Below are 17140 nucleotides of genomic sequence, written 5' to 3' on the forward strand. Positions count from 1 at the left end.
GGGCTGATCTCTCTCCAGCAGGAACTCAGACGTCTAAACAACGCTTCATGAACCGCCGTGTACGGAACCGTTCGCACACGGGTGTGGGAGGAGGGACGCCGCAAGGCTCCCTCCTACTCGATTGCGGGCACTGCCTTCGCCGTGGGGCCATGCGGGCATGACCGAAGCTCTAGGTCGTAAAGCGGGCGTCAACGACCGGGGTTGCGAGGCCGCAAAGGATCGTCGGATCGAGCTGCAGGCCGCAGGATTGTATCATGCGGCGCGAAACTGCATTGTCGGCGTGCACGAACTCAACCACTTCATCTGCGCCCAGCGTTTCGAATGCGGCCATGATCGCGAGAGCGTTGACAAGGCGGCCGAGCCCTTTTCCGCGCTGATCTGCCGTTACCGTTATCAAGCCGACCCAGGCCATGCCCCGATACCTGCTGTGGGTGTTGAAGGGCATATTCGCGTGAGCCGTGGCGACGATATTGCCATCTCCGTCTGCGAGGGCGACCGTCACAGCCGGCACGATCTTGCCAAGGAGCATGTAAGCGGAGAACGGCGCGATACCGTTGTCCGTCATGCAGATCTGTATACGCCGAATCGTCTCGTCCTCGTGACGATCCGAAAGCCCGAGGCACGTTAGCCCATTGGGTAGGTCGGCAGCCTGGATCGGGGTGCAAGCGGCGACTGCCATCGTGCGGTCCGCCCTACAGACGTTCCACACGTCAATACGGTAGGACGATCCGAGCTTCTGACGGATGTCTTCGATGTGCGTCGTCGGCATCATGCGAAAGCCAAAGACGCCGTCCTTCGCGAGGCGTTCATCGACAAAAGCCCAGTCAATGAGGTTGACATTGTCGACCGAGAAGAACCGACCTGCCTGCACGAGGCCAGGTGTGGCCGCAATCCTCGCCTGTGCCTCGTCGGACTGGCGCTGCAGTCGCTGTTGTTTTTCGGTGCCGTAGTAGTTCATTGCTCCCTCGCAACAGCTTTCCTACTTTGCAGGCAGTTCCACTATCCCCGAAATGAAGTCTGCGATCGCCTGTGTATCATCAAGATTGAATACCGGCAGAAAGCCTTCGGCAATCGGGTGATCGGCCGCGATGGCGGCGATGAAGGGATCCGTCGACGCAAGAGGCTCCCGGCTGGCTGCTTCCAGCCGCCGGGCTTCGATCTTCGGGATCGGCTCGCGCTTGTAGCCTTCGATCAGCACGAGGTCGCAGGGTGCAATCCGGCCAAGGATTTCTTCGAATGTCGGCTCGGGGGCGCCGCGCAATTCGTGCATGATGGCGTAGCGTGTACCTGAAACGATGGTGACTTCGTGTGCGCCGGCCTGTCGGTGGCGGTAGCTGTCGGCGCCGACCTTGTCGATATCGAAATCATGATGGGCGTGCTTGATCGTCGAAATGCTATAGCCGCGGCGGGTAAACTCCTCGACGAGGCGGACGGCCAGGCCGGTCTTGCCCGAGTTCTTCCAGCCTGCGATGCCAAAGACTTTCGGTTTTTCCATCAGACGAGCACCTTCAGCCAGCGTTCCGCCTCGGCGAGATCATCCGGCGTGTTGACATTGAAAAACGGATCGAGAAGGCTCGCCCGCGTCGGGCGCAGCGGAAAGGTAACTTCCGTAACGTCATGCCGTAAGAGGAAGTCTCGCACACGGCGTTTTTCGTCGGCAGCGATCCAGGCTTTCAGATCATCGGCAAGATCGATGGGCCACAAGCCGAACACCGGGTGGCTGCGGCCTTCCGAGGCGGCGATGGCAATCTTCTCGGGCGCATCGATAGCGGCGGCAAGCCAATCGACCAAGTCGCGGGGGAAGAATGGACTGTCGACCGATACCGTGACCACGTGCGTAACACCTCCGAGCGTCGCGCCATAGGCCATCGCGGCATGGATGCCAGCCATCGGTCCCGCTTTGCCGGGAACTATATCAGGAATGAACCGGTGGCGGCAATTTTCTGGCGTCGCGTCGGCGTTGACGGCAAGGGTACTCACCTGCGGCTCAAGTTGTTCGATGACGCGCTCTAGCAAGGTGCGGCCGCTGAGCCGCACGGAGGCTTTGTCGCGGCCCATCCGCGACGAGCGCCCCCCGGCCAGGACGACGCCTGGTATATTGGATCTATCCAGCGAAAAATCGTTCATGATTGCCTCAGACAGGTGTTCTCGGCTCGGACTCCTGGGCGACCGGCGGTACATGGCGTTTGGCCTCACGATAGAACGTATAGAGGCCGGAAGCGATGACGATGGCAGCGCCGGTGAGTGTCCAGAGATCGGGGAGTTCCGCAAAGAAGACGAAGCCCAGCAATGTCGAGAAGATCAGGCTTGTGTAGCGGAACGGCGCCACGAAGGAGATTTCGCCCGTTCGCATCGCCATGATGACGGACTGGTAGCCGATCAGGACGAGAATGGCGGCAAGCAGCAGATGCGAAAGTGAAGTCAGGCTGACTGGCTCCCATCCGCCAAGCAATGGCGTCAGCAACGCGCCGACGATCGTGACGGAGACGGCGGTGACCACGGTGATCATCAGCGAAGGGATCTCGGAGCCGATGCCGCGTGTGGCGAGGTCGCGGCCGGCCGTGGTGAGGACGCTGCCGACGCAGAGAAGTGCTGCCGCCGTAAAGCCGTCCGGTCCCGGTCGAATTATGATCAGCACGCCAAGCAGTCCCACAAGAATGGCCGACCAGCGACGCCAGCCGACCGGTTCCGAGAAAAACAGCGCCGCACCGAAGGTCACGACCAGCGGCAGCGATTGCAGGATGGCGGACGCGTTCGCGATCGGCATCATGCCAAGTGCCGTAATGTAAGTGACCGCTGCCAGTATCTCGCAAATGACGCGGACGATGACCATCGGCTTGAGCACAATGCGCCACGACCGCAATGCACCCATGTAGCGCGCGATGACATAGACAAAGATGCTGGTGAAGAGACCGCGCAGGCACATGATCTGGCCTGCATTCATGTAGGTAATGACTGACTTGGAAAGTGCGTCGCTGCAGGAAAATCCGGCCATGGCCGAACTCATGTAGATGGCGCCCTGGGTATTGCGGGACCGCGGCATGTCGATATTCCGATTCTCGTACACGTCCTTTTAGAGGGTGCCAGGCGGGATGGGAATCGAACGAAAGACACAGTCGAGATAATTCGATTGCGCAGTGCACAATAATGCAGGCCATGCGTGCGCCGGCGCGGCAGGAAACGGGTGGCTGCCAGGCCCGCTGTCTGAAATTTGGAATACCGCCAACAACAAGCGGAGGTTCCGACATGAGATATCTGAATGGCAAGGTTGCGATCATCACAGGCGCGAGCTCCGGCATCGGCCGGGCAGCGGCCAAGCTCTTCGCCGCGGAAGGCGCGCGGCTGGTCGTCGCGGCGCGGCGCGAGGCCAAACTCGGGATGCTGGTGGAAGAGATCGGGGATGCGGGCGGCGAGGCGGTTGCGGTCGCCGGCGACGTGCGCGAGGAGGCCTTGAACAGGCGGCTGGTCGAGGTGGCGGTGGAGCGCTTCGGCGGGCTTGATGTCGCCTTCAACAATGCCGGCAGCACCGGCCAATCCGCACCGGTGGCCGAGCTCTCGCTCGACGGCTGGAATGAGATGCTTGCGGTTAATCTGACCAGCGCCTTTCTGGCGGCGAGGTACCAGGTACCGGCGATGATCGCGCGCGGCGGCGGATCGATCGTCTTCACGTCGACGTTCGTTGGACATACGGCAGGGATGCCCGGCATGGGTGCTTATGCGGCCAGTAAGGCAGGACTGACCGGTCTTGTGCAGGTGCTTGCGGCGGAGCTCGGTCCGAAGAACATCCGTGTCAACGCGCTGTTGCCCGGCGGAACCGATACGGCGATGAATCCGGCCAATTTCGAGAATCCTGATAAGGAGCTCGTCGCCTTCATCCATGGGCTGCATGCGCTCAAGCGCCTGGCGCAGCCCGAGGAGATCGCCAAGGCAGCCCTTTTCCTGGGATCGGATCTGGCGAGCTTCGTAACAGGAACATCCATGCTGGCGGATGGCGGGGTGTCGATCAACCGGACGTAAGCTGCCCGAATCCGGTGAGCGTCACCCGCCGGTGACGCTCATATGGCGGGCAACGGCAGGGCGGTTATGGGTGCGGTCGATGATGAAGTCGTGGCCCTTCGGCTTGCGCGAGATCGCCTCGTCGATCGCGGCATAGAGCAGCCCGTTGTCGTCAGTGGCGCGGACGGCCGCGCGCAGGTCGGCGGCGTCGTTCTGGCCAAGGCACATGTAGAGTGTGCCGGTGCAGGTCAGCCGCACGCGGTTGCAGCTCTCGCAGAAATTATGCGTCATCGGCGTGATGAAGCCGAGCCGACCGCCGGTCTCCTTGACTTCGACATAGCGGGCCGGGCCGCCGGTGCGGTAGCCGATCTCCGAGAAGGTGAACTGCCGTTCGAGATCGGCGCGCAGCTTCGACAGCGGCAGGTAGCGGTCGGTGCGGTCTTCCTCGATCTCGCCCATCGGCATGGTTTCGATGACGGTCAGATCCATGCCGCGGCCATGCGCGAAGCGGATCATCTGGGGCATTTCGACGTCGTTAAAATCCTTCAGCGCCACTGCATTAAGCTTGACCTTGAGGCCGGCTTTCTGGGCCGCCTCGATGCCCTCCATCACCTTGCGGAAGTCGCCCCAGCGGGTGATCTGGCGGAACTTGTCCGGATCAAGCGTATCGAGCGAGACGTTGATTCGACGCACGCCGCAATCGTAGAGCTCGTCGGCAAAGCGGGAGAGCTGCGAGCCGTTGGTGGTCAGTGTCAGCTCGTCGAGGCCGGCGCCGATCTCTTTGCCGAGTTCGCGAACCAGATACATGATGTTCTTGCGCACCAGCGGTTCGCCGCCGGTGAGCCTCAGCTTGCGCACACCCTTGGCGATGAAGGCGGAACAGAGCCGGTGCAGTTCCTCGAGCGTCAAGAGTTCCTGCTTCGGCAGGAAAGTCATGTGCTCGGCCATGCAGTAGGTGCAGCGGAAGTCGCAGCGGTCGGTGACGGAGACGCGCAAATAGGTCACGGCCCGCTTGAACGGGTCGATCATCGGTTTTGCCTCTGCGACCAGTGGCGATGCGCTGCCTGTCGTTCCGACGTTGCTGTTCACGAATGCCTCCGCAATGCTACTAATGTGCGTATAGGTTATTGCCGCGTCAAGGGAAACGCTTCTTGGGCACGGCAAATTGAACTTGCCTCGCCACGCTGCATTGCCTACTCGTGATTTTGAAGGGGAATGGGATCATGAGCGATATTTGGCCGACTGAACTCAGAGTTTCGAAAGACCGGCAGCGCCTCGTTGTCACGTTCAACGACGGGCAGAGCTTCGATCTTTCCGCCGAGATGCTGCGTGTGCTTTCTCCATCCGCCGAGGTGCAGGGGCACGGGCCGGGACAGAGGGTGACGGTGCCTGGCAAGCGCAATGTCGCGATCATCTCTCTGACACCGACCGGCAACTATGCGGTGCGCATCGGTTTCGACGACATGCACGATACCGGCATCTTTACCTGGACCTATCTGCGCGAACTTGGCGAGCGTGGCCAAGAGCTGTTTGCTGCCTATGAAGAAGAACTGCGCGAGAAGGGCATGAACCGCGACATCTCAGAAAAACCACGCTGAACGACAACTGCCGCAGGGGGAATGCATGGCGGGAATGACCAAACGAAACTGGCTGCGCGCAAAGGGCAGTCCAGGCGGGAGCAGGGTCACCTTTCTTGAACTGTTTTTCGATCTCGTTTTCGTTTTCTCGATTTCGCAGCTCTCGCATGCGCTTGCGGCGCATTATACCCCACTCGGCGCTGTTGAGGCTGGCCTGATGACCTTTGCGGTCTGGTGGGTCTGGATCTTCACGGCCTGGGTGACGAACTGGCTCGATCCCGACAAGATGCCTGTTCGGGGCATGCTCGTCGTGCTGATGCTGCTCGGCCTCGTTCTATCTGCCTCCATTCCCGAGGCCTTCGGCGACAAGGGGCTGCTCTTTGCGGGCGCCTACGTGCTGATGCAGGTCGGTCGCTCGCTCTTCACCACCTATGCCGTCAAGGAGGCGAGCGCTTCCAACTACCGCAATTTTCTCCGCATCAGCACCTGGTTGATCGTTTCCGGCATATTCTGGATCGCCGGTGGCTTCCTGGAACATGAAGCGCGGCTGATTGCGTGGCTGGTCGCTCTTGCGATCGAGTATGCGGGGCCGGCGAGCGGCTTTGCCGTACCGGGGCTTGGCAAGTCCACTGCTTCCGACTGGGATGTATCCGGGGCACATATGGCCGAGCGTTGCGCACTCTTCGTCATCATCTGCCTTGGCGAAGCGGTGCTGGTTTCGGGCCGGACATTCTCGGAAATGCCGTTTTCGCCCTTGACCGCGGTCGTCTTCGGGACCGGATTTGTCGGAACGGTGGCGATGTGGTGGCTCTATTTCCGCTTCGGCCACGAGCGGGCGGCGCATCGGATCGAACACGACGAAACGCCGGGAAGCCTGGCGCGGCAGGCCTTTACCTATGCCCATATCCCGATCCTGGCAGGCATCATCGTTCACGCCGTCGCAGTCGAGTTCATGTTCTCGCATCCGCACGAGGCCGGCAATCTCGGCGTCATGGCCTCGGTGCTTGGTGGCTCCGGGCTATTTCTCGCCGGCAACCTCTGGTTCAAGGGGGCGACCAGCGGGCGCTTGCCGCTCTCGCATCTGGCCGGCCTCGTCCTCCTAATCCTGCTCGCCTTCATTGCGCCGTTCATCGAGGTCTACATCGCCGGCATGCTCGCGACGGCGGTACTGATCGTTGTGGCCGCCTGGGAGTACAAGTCCCTAGCGGGGCATTCGGTTGGCCATACCGTGCACTAGGAAGTGTGGACTCTTAGGATTCCCAAATCTGAGCAAATCAGATTCAGGACTGTCTTTTGGAGGCAGTCATGGGTGTTTTGGACCGTTTCGTACTTCGTGACGACCAGTGGGAGCGGATGGCTCCGCATATCATCGGTGATGATCGCACGCGCGGTTCTTCGGGTCGCGACAATCGCATGTTCGTGGAAGCGGTGTTGTGGATCGTGCGAACCGGCTCGCCCTGGCGCGATCTGCCTGACGTGTTCGGCGATTGGAACAGCGTCTTTCACCGCTTCAGCGGCTGGAGCCAAAAGGGCGTCTGGTGGCGGCTCTTCGACGCTATGTCAGACGATGGCGACTTTGAATATCTGATCGTCGATTCCACAATCATCCGGGCCCACCAACACGCCTCTGGCGCAAAAAAGGGGCTGAAGATCAGGCCCTTGGACGCTCGCGCGGCGGCCTGAGCACAAAAATCCATATTGCGGTGCGGGGCCTGGGATGCCTGGTGCGCTTTGTGCTCACTGCCGGCCAGAAGGGCGATGCGCCGCAAGCTGATGGCTCGATCGAAGACCTCCCTGCCAATGTCGTCATGGCCGATACCGCCTACGATAGTGATCGGCTACGCAAGGCTATCGCCGACAAAGGCGCACAAGCCGTCATCCCAAACAATCCTTCGCGTGCCCGGAAATATCCGCTCGACAAGCAACTCTATGCCCAGCGCCACCTGATCGAGTGCTGCTTTTCAAAACTCAAGCAATTCCGACGCATTGCCACCCGATACGAGAAAACTGCGCGAAACTCGATGATCGCTCTTGGCTAAGGTAACTGTCCACACTTCCTAGGGTCAGTCTTCGTCGATAAGGTCGTGCTGCAGCACGCGGATAATCCGCTCCATCGAATCGCCCATCGCCATGCATTGCTCGATCGGTTCGGGTGACAGCACGCGTTCGATGAGGTCGATCTGAATGACCATGGCTTTCTCCGTGACTTCGCGGCCTTCCTGAGTGAGGAAGAGCCGCAGCACGCGCTTGTCCTTCGTGTCGCCACGCCGCTCGATCAGGCCGCGCTTTTCCATCTGCGGCAGCAGCATGCTCATGTTCGAGCGGCCGACCAGCAGTTTGTGGGCTAATTCCTGCTGCGAGATGCCTTCGAAGCGGTAGAGGTTGATCAGAATGTCGAGATGCGGGGTCTTGATATCGAGTTCGGATAGCGAGCGACCGAGTGACTGCTGCATGAGCTGGCAGGCGCGGGCGACGGCGATCCAGCTACGAAAACGCGGATGATCCCAAGGTAGGGATTGATTTTTGTTCATCGTTGTACTTTATTGTTCAGTGTTGAACATTGTTGGATTCCCACTATGACAAACTTTACGCTGAAGGTCACCCGCCTCGGATTTTCCCTGCTGCAGTCGGTTTCGCCGCGCATGGCTGGAAAGGCGGCGTTTCGACTGTTCTGCCTGACGCCGTCGCGCAGACCCAAGGGCGAGAAGGCGAAGGCGGCGCATGCAGCCGGTGCGGCAAAGCTTGCCAGCGCAGAGCGATTCGTGCTTCCCCTTGCCGGCGGCGGCGGCCGGGCGCATGCGTATCGGCTGAATGGCGGTGCGCTGGGACGCCGGCCGCGTTACCTCGTGACGCACGGCTGGGGATCGAGCGGCGAATACATGGCCGATCTTGTCGAGGCGCTGGTGGCGACCGGCGCCGAGGTGATCGTCGTCGATTTTCCCGGACACGGACGCGCGCCAGGGCGGTCCCTCCATATGGGCATTGCGGTGAAGGCGATCGCTGCGGCTGAACGTCGGTTCGGTGCCTTCGACGCCACACTCGGCCATTCTTTCGGTGGCGCTGCGCTGATGGTGGCTGCGTCTGGCATGCTTCCCGGGACTGCCGCCGTGCTGCCGGAAAGGCTGGTGCTCATCGGCTCGCCGAGCGAGATGCACTGGCTCTTCAAGGATTTCGGTAAGATGATCGGGCTTGCGAAGCCCGCGCAGCAAGCGTTGGAGAACGAAGTGCGTTGTGTCGCCGGCCGGAGACTTGAGGAATTCGATGCGGGCAGGGCGGCCGGCGCGATCCGGCGTCCGGTGCTGGTCGTCCATGCGGAGGACGACAAGGAAGTGGGCGCCAACCATGCGCGCCGCTACGCGGCGGCGAGCAATGACGTCAGGCTCCACTGGGCGAATGGGTTCGGCCATCGCCGGATTGTCAGCGCGGCCCCCGTTCTGGAAGCGATCACAGATTTTCTTGCCAGCGCTATTTCCGGCAAAGATGCTGAGATCATTCCACTTTTCGACCTTTCCGCACGGCGCGCGTCATTGTAGCGTTACGTTGGGCAGCTAAAGGCTGCGACAACAACGCGGCAGGTCGATCATGAAAATCATCGAAACGGTGGAAGAACTCGCGGCCATCTATGCTGGCGGGCTGACGCAGGCGTCGGTGGCCAAGGTGACGGACTACCTGACGCCGCTATACCAAGAGATGATCGAGGCCTCGCCTTTTGTGGCGCTTGCGACGGTGGGACCCGAGGGGCTCGACTGTTCGCCGCGGGGCGATATCGGCGGCGTCGTGCGCATCATTGACGACAGAACGCTGCATCTGCCTGACTGGCGCGGCAACAACCGCGTCGATTCGCTCTCTAACATCGTACGCGACCCGCGCCTGGCGCTGATGTTTCTTATTCCCGGCTCGAATACCACGATGCGCGTCAACGGGCGCGGCGTTGTGACGAACGACGAAGCGGTCCTGTCCAGCTTTGTGATGGACGGCAAGTACCCGCGGACGGTGATCGTCATCACAATCGACGAGGTCTATTTCCAGTGTGCCCGCGCGCTGATCCGTTCCGAGCTTTGGAATCCCGAAACCTTCGTTGATCCAAAGAGCTTGCCGACGCCGGGGCTGATGCTGAAGGCGGCGACCGGGGATTTCGACTACGAGACCTATGATCGCGAATGGCCGGAGCGTGCGGCCAAGACGATGTGGTAACTTCAGTAGCTCTTCCAATGGGCTCGCATGCAGGCCATCGATAGCTGTGCTTGCGATAGCGAGGAGTGATCGCGACAAACGCAGATCATCGACTGTGACCGGGAAGGCCAGGGCAGTGTCGCCCAAGACCTATCCCTTGTAGATCAGCCAGCTCTTCGTGAAGTCTTTCTGCATACCGTCTTCAAAGAGGACGCTGCAGTTGCGGCCCGAATTCTTGGCGCCATAAAGCGCAACATCGGCCTTATGGTAAAGCTCACCGGCGTCCTCCGCGTAGGATGCCATACAGACGCCGACCGACACGGTAACAGGTCCGTAATTGATCCTCGTGCGCGAGTTCGTGAAGGGGGTCGTTTCCAGCGTACGGCGGATGCGCTCGGCCGTGCCCATCACTTCCTCGGCAGTATTGCCTTCGATGATCAGGGCGAATTCCTCGCCGCCGGTGCGGGCGACGAAAACGTCGCGGCGCACGTTGGCGCGGATGACCGAGGCAACGGTCGCAAGGATCTTGTCACCGACCGGATGACCATAGGTGTCGTTGATCTTCTTGAAGTTGTCGATGTCAGCGAGTACGAGCGCGGTGACTGGGCGCATGGTCGGATTGTTGAAGACGGCCGACAGGCGGTCGTCGAAGGCGCGACGGTTCGACAGGCGCGTCAACGAGTCGGTGTTGGCGATGCGCTTGTACTCGTCGAGTTCCTTGCGGACCTGATCCATTTCCTGTGAACGCTGGACGACGTTTTCGACCGTGCGTTCGCCGTGCGCCATTGTGTCGCCAGTTGCCTCGGTCAGCAGGGTGAGCGCGTTCTCGATAAGCTCTACGCTTGTGTGGTTCTTCGAACTGATCCGCTTGTAGGTTTCGCCAAGCAGCTTGTTGTAGCTTTCCAGCGATATCTGCTCCTGGCGCAGGACGCGCAGCAGCGTCTCGAGCTCGGCGGCGATGCGGCCATGGGCGTCATCAAACACGCGGGCGGGACTGTGCGCGAAATATTGCGCGCCGAGGGCGTCCAATTCCTCTTGCGTCGCCTGGCTGCCGAGGGCTGCCAGGTCCCGCGTCAGCGCCGGGTTGGAGCCGATGTAGGCTTCGTAGAAGAGCTCGTAGTTGCGCGGGATCGGCGCAACGCCCATGGAGCGCATGGCGAACGTGATCTGACCTGCCACGTCAGGAACCTGCGCCCTCGTTGGCGCTGCGGCCGTCGTCATGCGACTACTCCTCAATTGAATGTCAAATGCAGTGTTTAATTTGTTAGCTTACAAATATTGGGAAATGATTAAGGGGGGATATACCAATGATTACATGTGAGATTTGGCCGATCTTCTCCATATTTGCTTATCGCATTGATTTTATCTGAGAATTTTTGTCGATTTAACGATCGTTGCGTCTTATGCGCGAATAACGCGAAATAAAGAATCCCACAAGCCGTTTTGGTTGCTTTTGATCGTCTCCAAATTGTTGACAGTCGGTGTCGATTGGAAGCTCTGTTGTGCGTCGCTGAGAAGGCGCACGTTCCTTCCCAGCGAGCCGCGGGGCTCCACTGGAAGGCCAGAGAAGATGGAAACGTCTCGTCACACTTCACCCATCGTACTCGCCGCCGCCGTTATCGCCGGATCTGTCGCGCTGATCCAGCAGAACGGCTTCTTCGACGGGGTCTTCCGCAGCGACATCCTCGCTAGTGTGAAGGCAGAGGAGGTATTCAGCACTGCGGGCTCCAAGAGCCAAAGCGATAGCGCCGCGCTCGACCATGGGGCAACCGCGGCGATCCATTGAGGTCGGTCAGCCGAGGTTGAATTCCTGGAAGAAGTCATTGCCCTTATCATCGGTGACGATAAAAGCCGGGAAGTCTTCGACCTCGATCTTCCAGACGGCTTCCATCCCGAGTTCCGGATATTCCAACACCTCGACTTTCTTGATGCAATCCTGCGCCAGCCGCGCAGCCGGTCCGCCGATGGAGCCGAGGTAGAAGCCGCCGTGCTTCTTGCAGGCTTCGCGCACGGCGCGCGAGCGGTTGCCCTTGGCAAGCATCACCATCGATCCGCCGAAAGACTGGAATTGGTCGACATAGGAATCCATGCGGCCGGCTGTGGTCGGACCGAAGGAGCCGGAGGCATATCCTACCGGGGTCTTGGCCGGGCCGGCGTAATAGACCGGGTGGTTCTTCATGTAATCAGGCATGCCTTCGCCTTTTTCCAGCCGTTCGCGGATCCTGGCGTGGGCAAGGTCGCGCGCGACGATAATCGTTCCCGTCAGGGACAGCCGTGTCTTGACCGGGTGCTTCGTCAGTTCGGCAAGGATCGCGGTCATCGGCTGGTTGAGATCGATACGGACCATCGAGTCCGATAGCTTCGACTCGTCGATTTCAGGCATGTACTTCGACGGATCCGTCTCCAGTTGCTCGACGAAGATGCCGTCGCGGGTGATCTTGCCCTTCGCCTGACGGTCGGCGGAGCAGGAGACGCCGAGACCGATCGGCAGCGAAGCGCCGTGGCGGGGCAGGCGGACGACACGCACGTCATGACAGAAGTACTTGCCCCCGAACTGGGCGCCGACGCCCATCTGTTGCGTCAGCTTGTGGATTTCCCTCTCCATCTCGATATCGCGGAAGGCATGGCCGCTGTCGGAGCCTTCGGTCGGCAGATCGTCGAGATAGCGCGTCGAGGCGAGCTTGACGGTCTTCAGGTTCATTTCGGCCGACGTGCCGCCGATGACGATCGCCAGATGGTAAGGGGGGCAGGCTGCCGTACCTAAGGTGAGGATCTTCTCCTTGAGGAAGTCGATCATCCGGTCGTGCGTCAAGAGCGACGGGGTGCCCTGATAGAGGAAGGTCTTGTTGGCCGATCCGCCACCCTTGGCGACGAATAGAAAGTCGTAGGAATCCGTGCCTTCCTCATAGATGTCGATCTGCGCCGGGAGATTGTTCTTGGTGTTCCTTTCCTCGAACATCTTGATGGGCGCCAGCTGCGAATAGCGCAGGTTCTTCTTCTCGTAGGCGTCCATGACGCCCTTGGCGAGAGCCGAGTAATCCTCTCCTTCGGTCCACACCCTGCGGCCCTTCTTGGCCATGATGATCGCCGTGCCGGTATCCTGACACATCGGCAGGATGCCGCCTGCGGCGATGTTGGCGTTCTTCAAGAGATCGTAGGCAACGAAACGGTCGTTGTCGGTTGCTTCCGGGTCCTCAAGGATCGAGGCGAGCTGCTTCAGGTGGCCGGGCCGCAGCAGATGGTTGATGTCGGCGAAGGCCGTTTCGGCGAGCAGGCGAATGCCTTCCGGCTCGACGGTCAGGATATCCTGTCCCTTGAAGCTGTCGACGGAGACGTAGTCGCTGCTGATCTTGCGGTATTGGGTGGAGTCTTTGCTGAGGGGGAAAAGATCGTCAGCCATCGAAGGACCTTTCATGCGGACCGAAATCGCAGATGGTCTATTCGGGCGCCTTCGCAATTGCAATAATTCTAAAACTTGTCTGTTTTAGTCATGAAAATCCATGAAGACATCGCCGCGAGGGCGGCGCTGTCTGCTATTTTGATGGGGCTCGGCGGCGGATTTACTTCGGGCCGATCATCGTTTCGGGACGGACGATCGTGTCATATTCCTCGACAGTGACGAGGCCGCTCGCCAATGCTTCTTCCTTCAGTGTCGTGCCGTTCTTGTGTGCCGTCTTGGCGATCTTGGCGGCATTGTCATAGCCGATCTTCGGGGCGAGCGCCGTGACCAGCATCAGCGACCGCTCGAGCCCAGCCTTGATGTTGTCCTCACGTGCCTCGATGCCGACGACGCAATTGTCGGTGAAGGAGACGGCGGCGTCGCCGAGCAGCTGTACCGACTGGAGAAAATTGTAGGCCATCATCGGATTGTAGACGTTGAGTTCGAAGTGGCCCTGGCTGTCGGCAAAGGTCAGCGCCGCGTTGTTGCCGAAGATATGAATGCAGACCTGGGTCAACGCTTCGCACTGGGTCGGATTGACCTTGCCGGGCATGATGGAAGAGCCGGGCTCGTTTTCCGGAAGGGCCAACTCGCCGAGGCCGGCGCGCGGGCCAGAGCCTAACAAGCGGATGTCGTTGGCGATCTTGAAGAGCGCGGCGGCGGCGGCATTGATGGCGCCATGGCTGAACACCATGGAGTCATGAGCGGCGAGCGCCTCGAACTTGTTCGGGGCGGTGACGAAAGGCAGGCCGGTGATCTCGGCGATCTCGTCTGCGACCTTTTCGGCAAAACCGCTCGGCGCGTTGAGGCCAGTGCCGACCGCGGTGCCGCCCTGGGCCAGTTCACAAAGACCGGGGAGCGTCAATTCAATGCGCTTGATCGCGGAGCCGACCTGCGCCGCATAGCCGGAAAATTCCTGGCCAAGCGTCAATGGCGTTGCGTCCTGCGTATGCGTGCGGCCGATCTTGATGATGTGGCTGAACTCGGTGACCTTCATGTCGAGCGCGGCGTGCAGGTGCTTCAGGCTCGGAAGCAGGTGCCGCACGATCTGCTCTGCGCAGGCGATATGCATCGCCGTCGGATAAGTGTCGTTCGACGACTGGCTCATGTTGACGTGATCGTTCGGATGCACCGGCTTTTTGGAGCCCATAACGCCGCCCATCAACTCGATGGCGCGGTTGGAGATCACCTCGTTGGCGTTCATGTTCGACTGTGTGCCGGAGCCCGTCTGCCAGACGACCAGAGGGAAGTGGTTGTCGAGCTTACCCTCGATGACTTCCTGTGCGGCACCAACGATGGCGTTCCCGATCTCCGGATTGAGCTGGCCAAGCGCCATGTTCGCGCGGGCCGCTGCCTGCTTGACGATGCCGAGGGCGCGGACGATCGAAAGCGGCTGCTTTTCCCAGCCGATCTTGAAATTGCCGAGCGAGCGTTGCGCCTGTGCACCCCAATATCGGTCATTTTGCACTTCGATCGGGCCGAACGTATCTGTTTCGGTGCGGGTGGAAGTCATGGCCATGCCTTTCTGTCGCGGTGCCTCTCAAAGATGTGGTCTTATAGGTCCGAAACGGGCCGAAGAAAACCGTCCAGGAATGCAAATATGAGTAGAATATTCATGTTAGTTTCTGGGATCCGTGATCTTTTAGACACGGCTGAATTTTTATCTTTCAGCGGCTTTTTGGCCACTGTGTCTGAAGGCGAAAATAAAGTAAAAAATTAACCAATAATTTCATAATTTTGTGTGAACTGCGGATCAACGGAAGGGTTTGTCGCGTTACTGTAGGTTGAGTTGGCTGAGGCTGGCGGCGGCGCCTGCTTTCTGCCATGTGACGCTCGCGCCGGATGAAACGAGTTCTGAGGCGGGTCTCGCCCGCGATTTTAAGACAGCATGACACTGGGACTGGATAAAAGCATGACATTCCTTTTGAAAGGTGCGGCTTCCGCACTCGCGCTTTCCTGCGGTATGGCTGCGATGGGTGTCGCGCCCGCGCATGCCTACACGTTGATGGATATGATCCGCGGGGATCGCGCTCGGACCCAGAGCACGATTGTCAATCCGAGGCCGTCCATTCCTTCGTTCCTTCAGTCGGCGCCGGATGCACCTCTGCCGAAGGTATCGAGCCCGCGCTACTATACCTACCAGCCCGATGCGATGCGCCTCGTCGATACCGGCAAATTCACGGATCCTGTGGTCACCGGAGCAGTCGCCGACGCGTCGGCTGCGACCGAGACCATGCCATCGGTCCAACGCCGCTTCCTCATCGAGGCAAAGGTGCGCGCCCCTGTCGAAGTTGCCAAGGCCCTTGAGGTCTATTACGGCGACGTGAAGAACCCGCTGGTTTGGCTCACCGGAACAGATGTCAACAATCGCGCCAAGGCGGCGATGGCCGTATTGGCGGATGCGGCGTCGATTGGCCTTGACCCGGCTGACTATGCCGTGCAGGTGCCGACTGAGGATCCGGCCAATCCGGATCCAGCAATCCGCGACCGCGCCCTGACGCAGTTCGAGCTGGAGCTTTCTGCCAAGGTGCTCGCGTATGTGCAGGACACCATTCGCGGCCGCCTCGACCCGAACAAGCTGTCCGGCTATCATGATTTCAGGCGCAAGGATGTGAACCTTGCCCCCGTTCTCAAGCTCGCCCGAATGAGCCCGGATACCGCTGCTTATCTCAGAAGCCGCACGCCGGATGGTTCGCAGTTTGTTGCGCTCGAAAGTGAATTGACGAAGCTGAGGGCCGAAGGCGCAGGTGACGACCGCATCGATATCGCCCTGAATGGGTTGCTTCGTCCCGGCGACAACTCTTCCGAAATCCCGAACATCGTCAAGGCCATCGACAAGCACGGTTCGGCTGCGCTGAAGGCCGAGCATGCGGCAACGCTTGGCGCATATGCGGGTAGCACCGAGTATTCGCCGGAGATCGTTGCGCTCGTCGAAGGTTTCCAAAAGGAACATGGACTGAAGCCGGACGGCGTCGTCGGCCAAGCGACGGTTCGCATCATGATCGGCGGCGACAGCAATGCTTCGAAGGTTGAGAAGTTGATCGTCGCCATGGAGCAGGCGCGCTGGTTGCCAGCCGATCTCGGCTCGCGTTACGTCTTCATCAACCAGCCTGCCTATATGGTTTACTACCACAACGACAACAAGGAACAGTTGTCGATGCGTGTCGTCGTTGGTCAGCCGTCGCACCAGACCTTTTTCTTCCAGGATCAGATCGAGACAGTCGAGTTTAACCCGTTCTGGGGCGTGCCGCAGTCGATCATCATCAACGAGATGCTGCCGCGGCTGCGCTCCGATCCGAGTTATCTGGACCGGATGGGTTATGAAGTAACCGTTGGCGGTCGCGCCGTGGCGTCGTCCGGCGTCGACTGGTACGGGTCGACGACCAACGTCTCCGTACGCCAGCCGCCGAGCGACGACAATGCGCTTGGCGAACTCAAGATCCTGTTCCCGAACGCCCATGCCATCTACATGCATGACACGCCCTCGAAAAGCTTCTTCAAGCGCGACATGCGGGCGCTCAGCCACGGTTGCGTGCGCCTTGCGGAGCCGCGTGCAATGGCAGCGGCCGTGCTGAATACGTCGGTCGAACAGATCGGCAAGGAGATCGCGACGGGCAAGAACCACGCAATCCAAGTTCCGCAGAAGATACCGGTCTACGTGGCTTACTTCACGGCCTGGCCGAACAAGGATGGTGTCGTGCAATATTTCGACGACGTGTACGGCCGTGACGTCTATGTGCAGAAAGCATTCGATGCCACGACGAAGGCACGTGGCGCTCAGATCTGACCGCGCCGAGAGGGCGATATGAAAAAGGCGGCCGTTGAGCCGCCTTTTTTCGTTGTGCGCGAGGCATGGCGCGCACAAGGCGCCGCGTTTACGGATTGCGGCGTCGAGCGTGGCGAGGTTCAAGGGGAAGCTAAAGGCGGCCTTCCGGACGGGGCGCGGTCGCGCCCT

Annotated in this window: 17 protein-coding genes; 8 read left to right on the forward strand and 9 right to left on the reverse strand. The window is 60.1% G+C overall.

What is annotated here, in order from left to right; genetic code table 11:
• Positions 1-169: 169 nt before the first annotated feature.
• From FHT71_RS30660 to FHT71_RS30675, 4 genes are read right to left on the reverse strand one after another with little or no spacing between them, the layout of a single operon-like run.
• Positions 170-958, reverse strand: a complete 789-nt coding sequence (locus FHT71_RS30660) for a GNAT family N-acetyltransferase (protein ID WP_183723198.1) — start codon at positions 956-958, stop codon at positions 170-172.
• 21 nt (positions 959-979) lie between these two features.
• Positions 980-1495, reverse strand: coding sequence for a molybdopterin-guanine dinucleotide biosynthesis protein B (mobB, locus tag FHT71_RS30665; protein ID WP_007801848.1), 516 nt, complete (start codon positions 1493-1495; stop codon positions 980-982).
• Entirely contained in the window at positions 1495-2127 is a 633-nt protein-coding gene (gene mobA, locus FHT71_RS30670; RefSeq protein ID WP_183723200.1) for a molybdenum cofactor guanylyltransferase MobA, read from the reverse strand. Before mobA ends, mobB begins: the two co-directional genes overlap by 1 nt.
• A 7-nt stretch (positions 2128-2134) precedes the next feature.
• The gene (locus FHT71_RS30675; protein ID WP_132595151.1) at positions 2135-3043 is read right to left on the reverse strand and encodes a DMT family transporter; all 909 of its coding nucleotides are present in this window, start codon (positions 3041-3043) and stop codon (positions 2135-2137) included.
• Positions 3044-3246: 203 nt separating this feature from the next.
• Between FHT71_RS30675 and FHT71_RS30680 the strand changes: the two genes are divergently transcribed.
• Positions 3247-4017, forward strand: a complete 771-nt coding sequence (locus tag FHT71_RS30680; RefSeq protein ID WP_132595153.1) for an SDR family oxidoreductase — start codon at positions 3247-3249, stop codon at positions 4015-4017.
• Positions 4018-4038: 21 nt separating this feature from the next.
• On the opposite strand, the gene moaA is transcribed toward FHT71_RS30680, so the two are convergent.
• Complete coding sequence (moaA, locus tag FHT71_RS30685; RefSeq protein WP_132595155.1) at positions 4039-5085, reverse strand: GTP 3',8-cyclase MoaA; 1047 nt, start codon at positions 5083-5085, stop codon at positions 4039-4041.
• Between the two features lie 134 nt (positions 5086-5219).
• Here moaA and FHT71_RS30690 point away from each other — a divergent pair, with 134 nt between their 5' ends.
• From FHT71_RS30690 to FHT71_RS30700, 3 genes are all read left to right on the forward strand, one after another.
• Positions 5220-5594 (forward strand): DUF971 domain-containing protein, encoded by a 375-nt coding sequence (locus FHT71_RS30690; protein ID WP_183723202.1) that lies wholly within the window; start codon positions 5220-5222, stop codon positions 5592-5594.
• Positions 5595-5619: 25 nt separating this feature from the next.
• On the forward strand, positions 5620-6810 hold the full coding sequence (locus tag FHT71_RS30695) for a low temperature requirement protein A (RefSeq protein WP_132595159.1): 1191 nt from the start codon (positions 5620-5622) through the stop codon (positions 6808-6810).
• A gap of 68 nt (positions 6811-6878) precedes the next feature.
• A protein-coding gene (locus FHT71_RS30700; RefSeq protein ID WP_183723204.1) for an IS5 family transposase occupies positions 6879-7612 on the forward strand; the annotation gives its coding sequence in 2 pieces (ribosomal slippage) (positions 6879-7206 and positions 7206-7612; 735 coding nt in all).
• Positions 7613-7636: 24 nt separating this feature from the next.
• Here the strand turns inward: FHT71_RS30700 and FHT71_RS30705 are convergent.
• Entirely contained in the window at positions 7637-8104 is a 468-nt protein-coding gene (locus FHT71_RS30705) for a MarR family transcriptional regulator (RefSeq protein ID WP_132595163.1), read from the reverse strand.
• Between the two features lie 45 nt (positions 8105-8149).
• On the opposite strand from FHT71_RS30705, the gene FHT71_RS30710 reads away from it, so the two are divergent.
• Both FHT71_RS30710 and FHT71_RS30715 read left to right on the forward strand, forming a co-directional pair.
• Positions 8150-9106 (forward strand): alpha/beta fold hydrolase, encoded by a 957-nt coding sequence (locus FHT71_RS30710; protein ID WP_132595165.1) that lies wholly within the window; start codon positions 8150-8152, stop codon positions 9104-9106.
• A 49-nt stretch (positions 9107-9155) separates the two neighbouring features.
• Positions 9156-9767 (forward strand): pyridoxamine 5'-phosphate oxidase family protein, encoded by a 612-nt coding sequence (locus FHT71_RS30715; RefSeq protein ID WP_132595167.1) that lies wholly within the window; start codon positions 9156-9158, stop codon positions 9765-9767.
• Positions 9768-9896: 129 nt separating this feature from the next.
• Here FHT71_RS30715 and FHT71_RS30720 read toward each other — a convergent pair whose 3' ends face one another.
• Positions 9897-10967 carry a GGDEF domain-containing protein gene (locus FHT71_RS30720; RefSeq protein ID WP_007801825.1) on the reverse strand — a complete coding sequence of 357 codons (1071 nt, stop codon included), beginning with the start codon at positions 10965-10967 and terminating at the stop codon, positions 9897-9899.
• A gap of 349 nt (positions 10968-11316) precedes the next feature.
• Here FHT71_RS30720 and FHT71_RS30725 point away from each other — a divergent pair, with 349 nt between their 5' ends.
• Positions 11317-11532, forward strand: coding sequence for a hypothetical protein (locus FHT71_RS30725; protein ID WP_132595169.1), 216 nt, complete (start codon positions 11317-11319; stop codon positions 11530-11532).
• Positions 11533-11538: 6 nt separating this feature from the next.
• Here the strand turns inward: FHT71_RS30725 and FHT71_RS30730 are convergent, their stop codons facing one another.
• Together FHT71_RS30730 and fumC are read right to left on the reverse strand one after the other, a co-directional pair.
• On the reverse strand, positions 11539-13146 hold the full coding sequence (locus FHT71_RS30730) for a fumarate hydratase (RefSeq protein ID WP_007801820.1): 1608 nt from the start codon (positions 13144-13146) through the stop codon (positions 11539-11541).
• A 160-nt stretch (positions 13147-13306) separates the two neighbouring features.
• Complete coding sequence (fumC, locus tag FHT71_RS30735) at positions 13307-14698, reverse strand: class II fumarate hydratase (RefSeq protein WP_132595171.1); 1392 nt, start codon at positions 14696-14698, stop codon at positions 13307-13309.
• Between the two features lie 399 nt (positions 14699-15097).
• Between fumC and FHT71_RS30740 the strand changes: the two genes are divergently transcribed.
• Positions 15098-16972 (forward strand): L,D-transpeptidase family protein, encoded by a 1875-nt coding sequence (locus FHT71_RS30740; RefSeq protein ID WP_132595173.1) that lies wholly within the window; start codon positions 15098-15100, stop codon positions 16970-16972.
• The last annotated feature ends 168 nt before the right edge of the window (positions 16973-17140 follow it).

The organism is Rhizobium sp. BK060 (assembly GCF_014193145.1).
Taxonomy (GTDB): Bacteria; Pseudomonadota; Alphaproteobacteria; order Rhizobiales; family Rhizobiaceae; genus Rhizobium.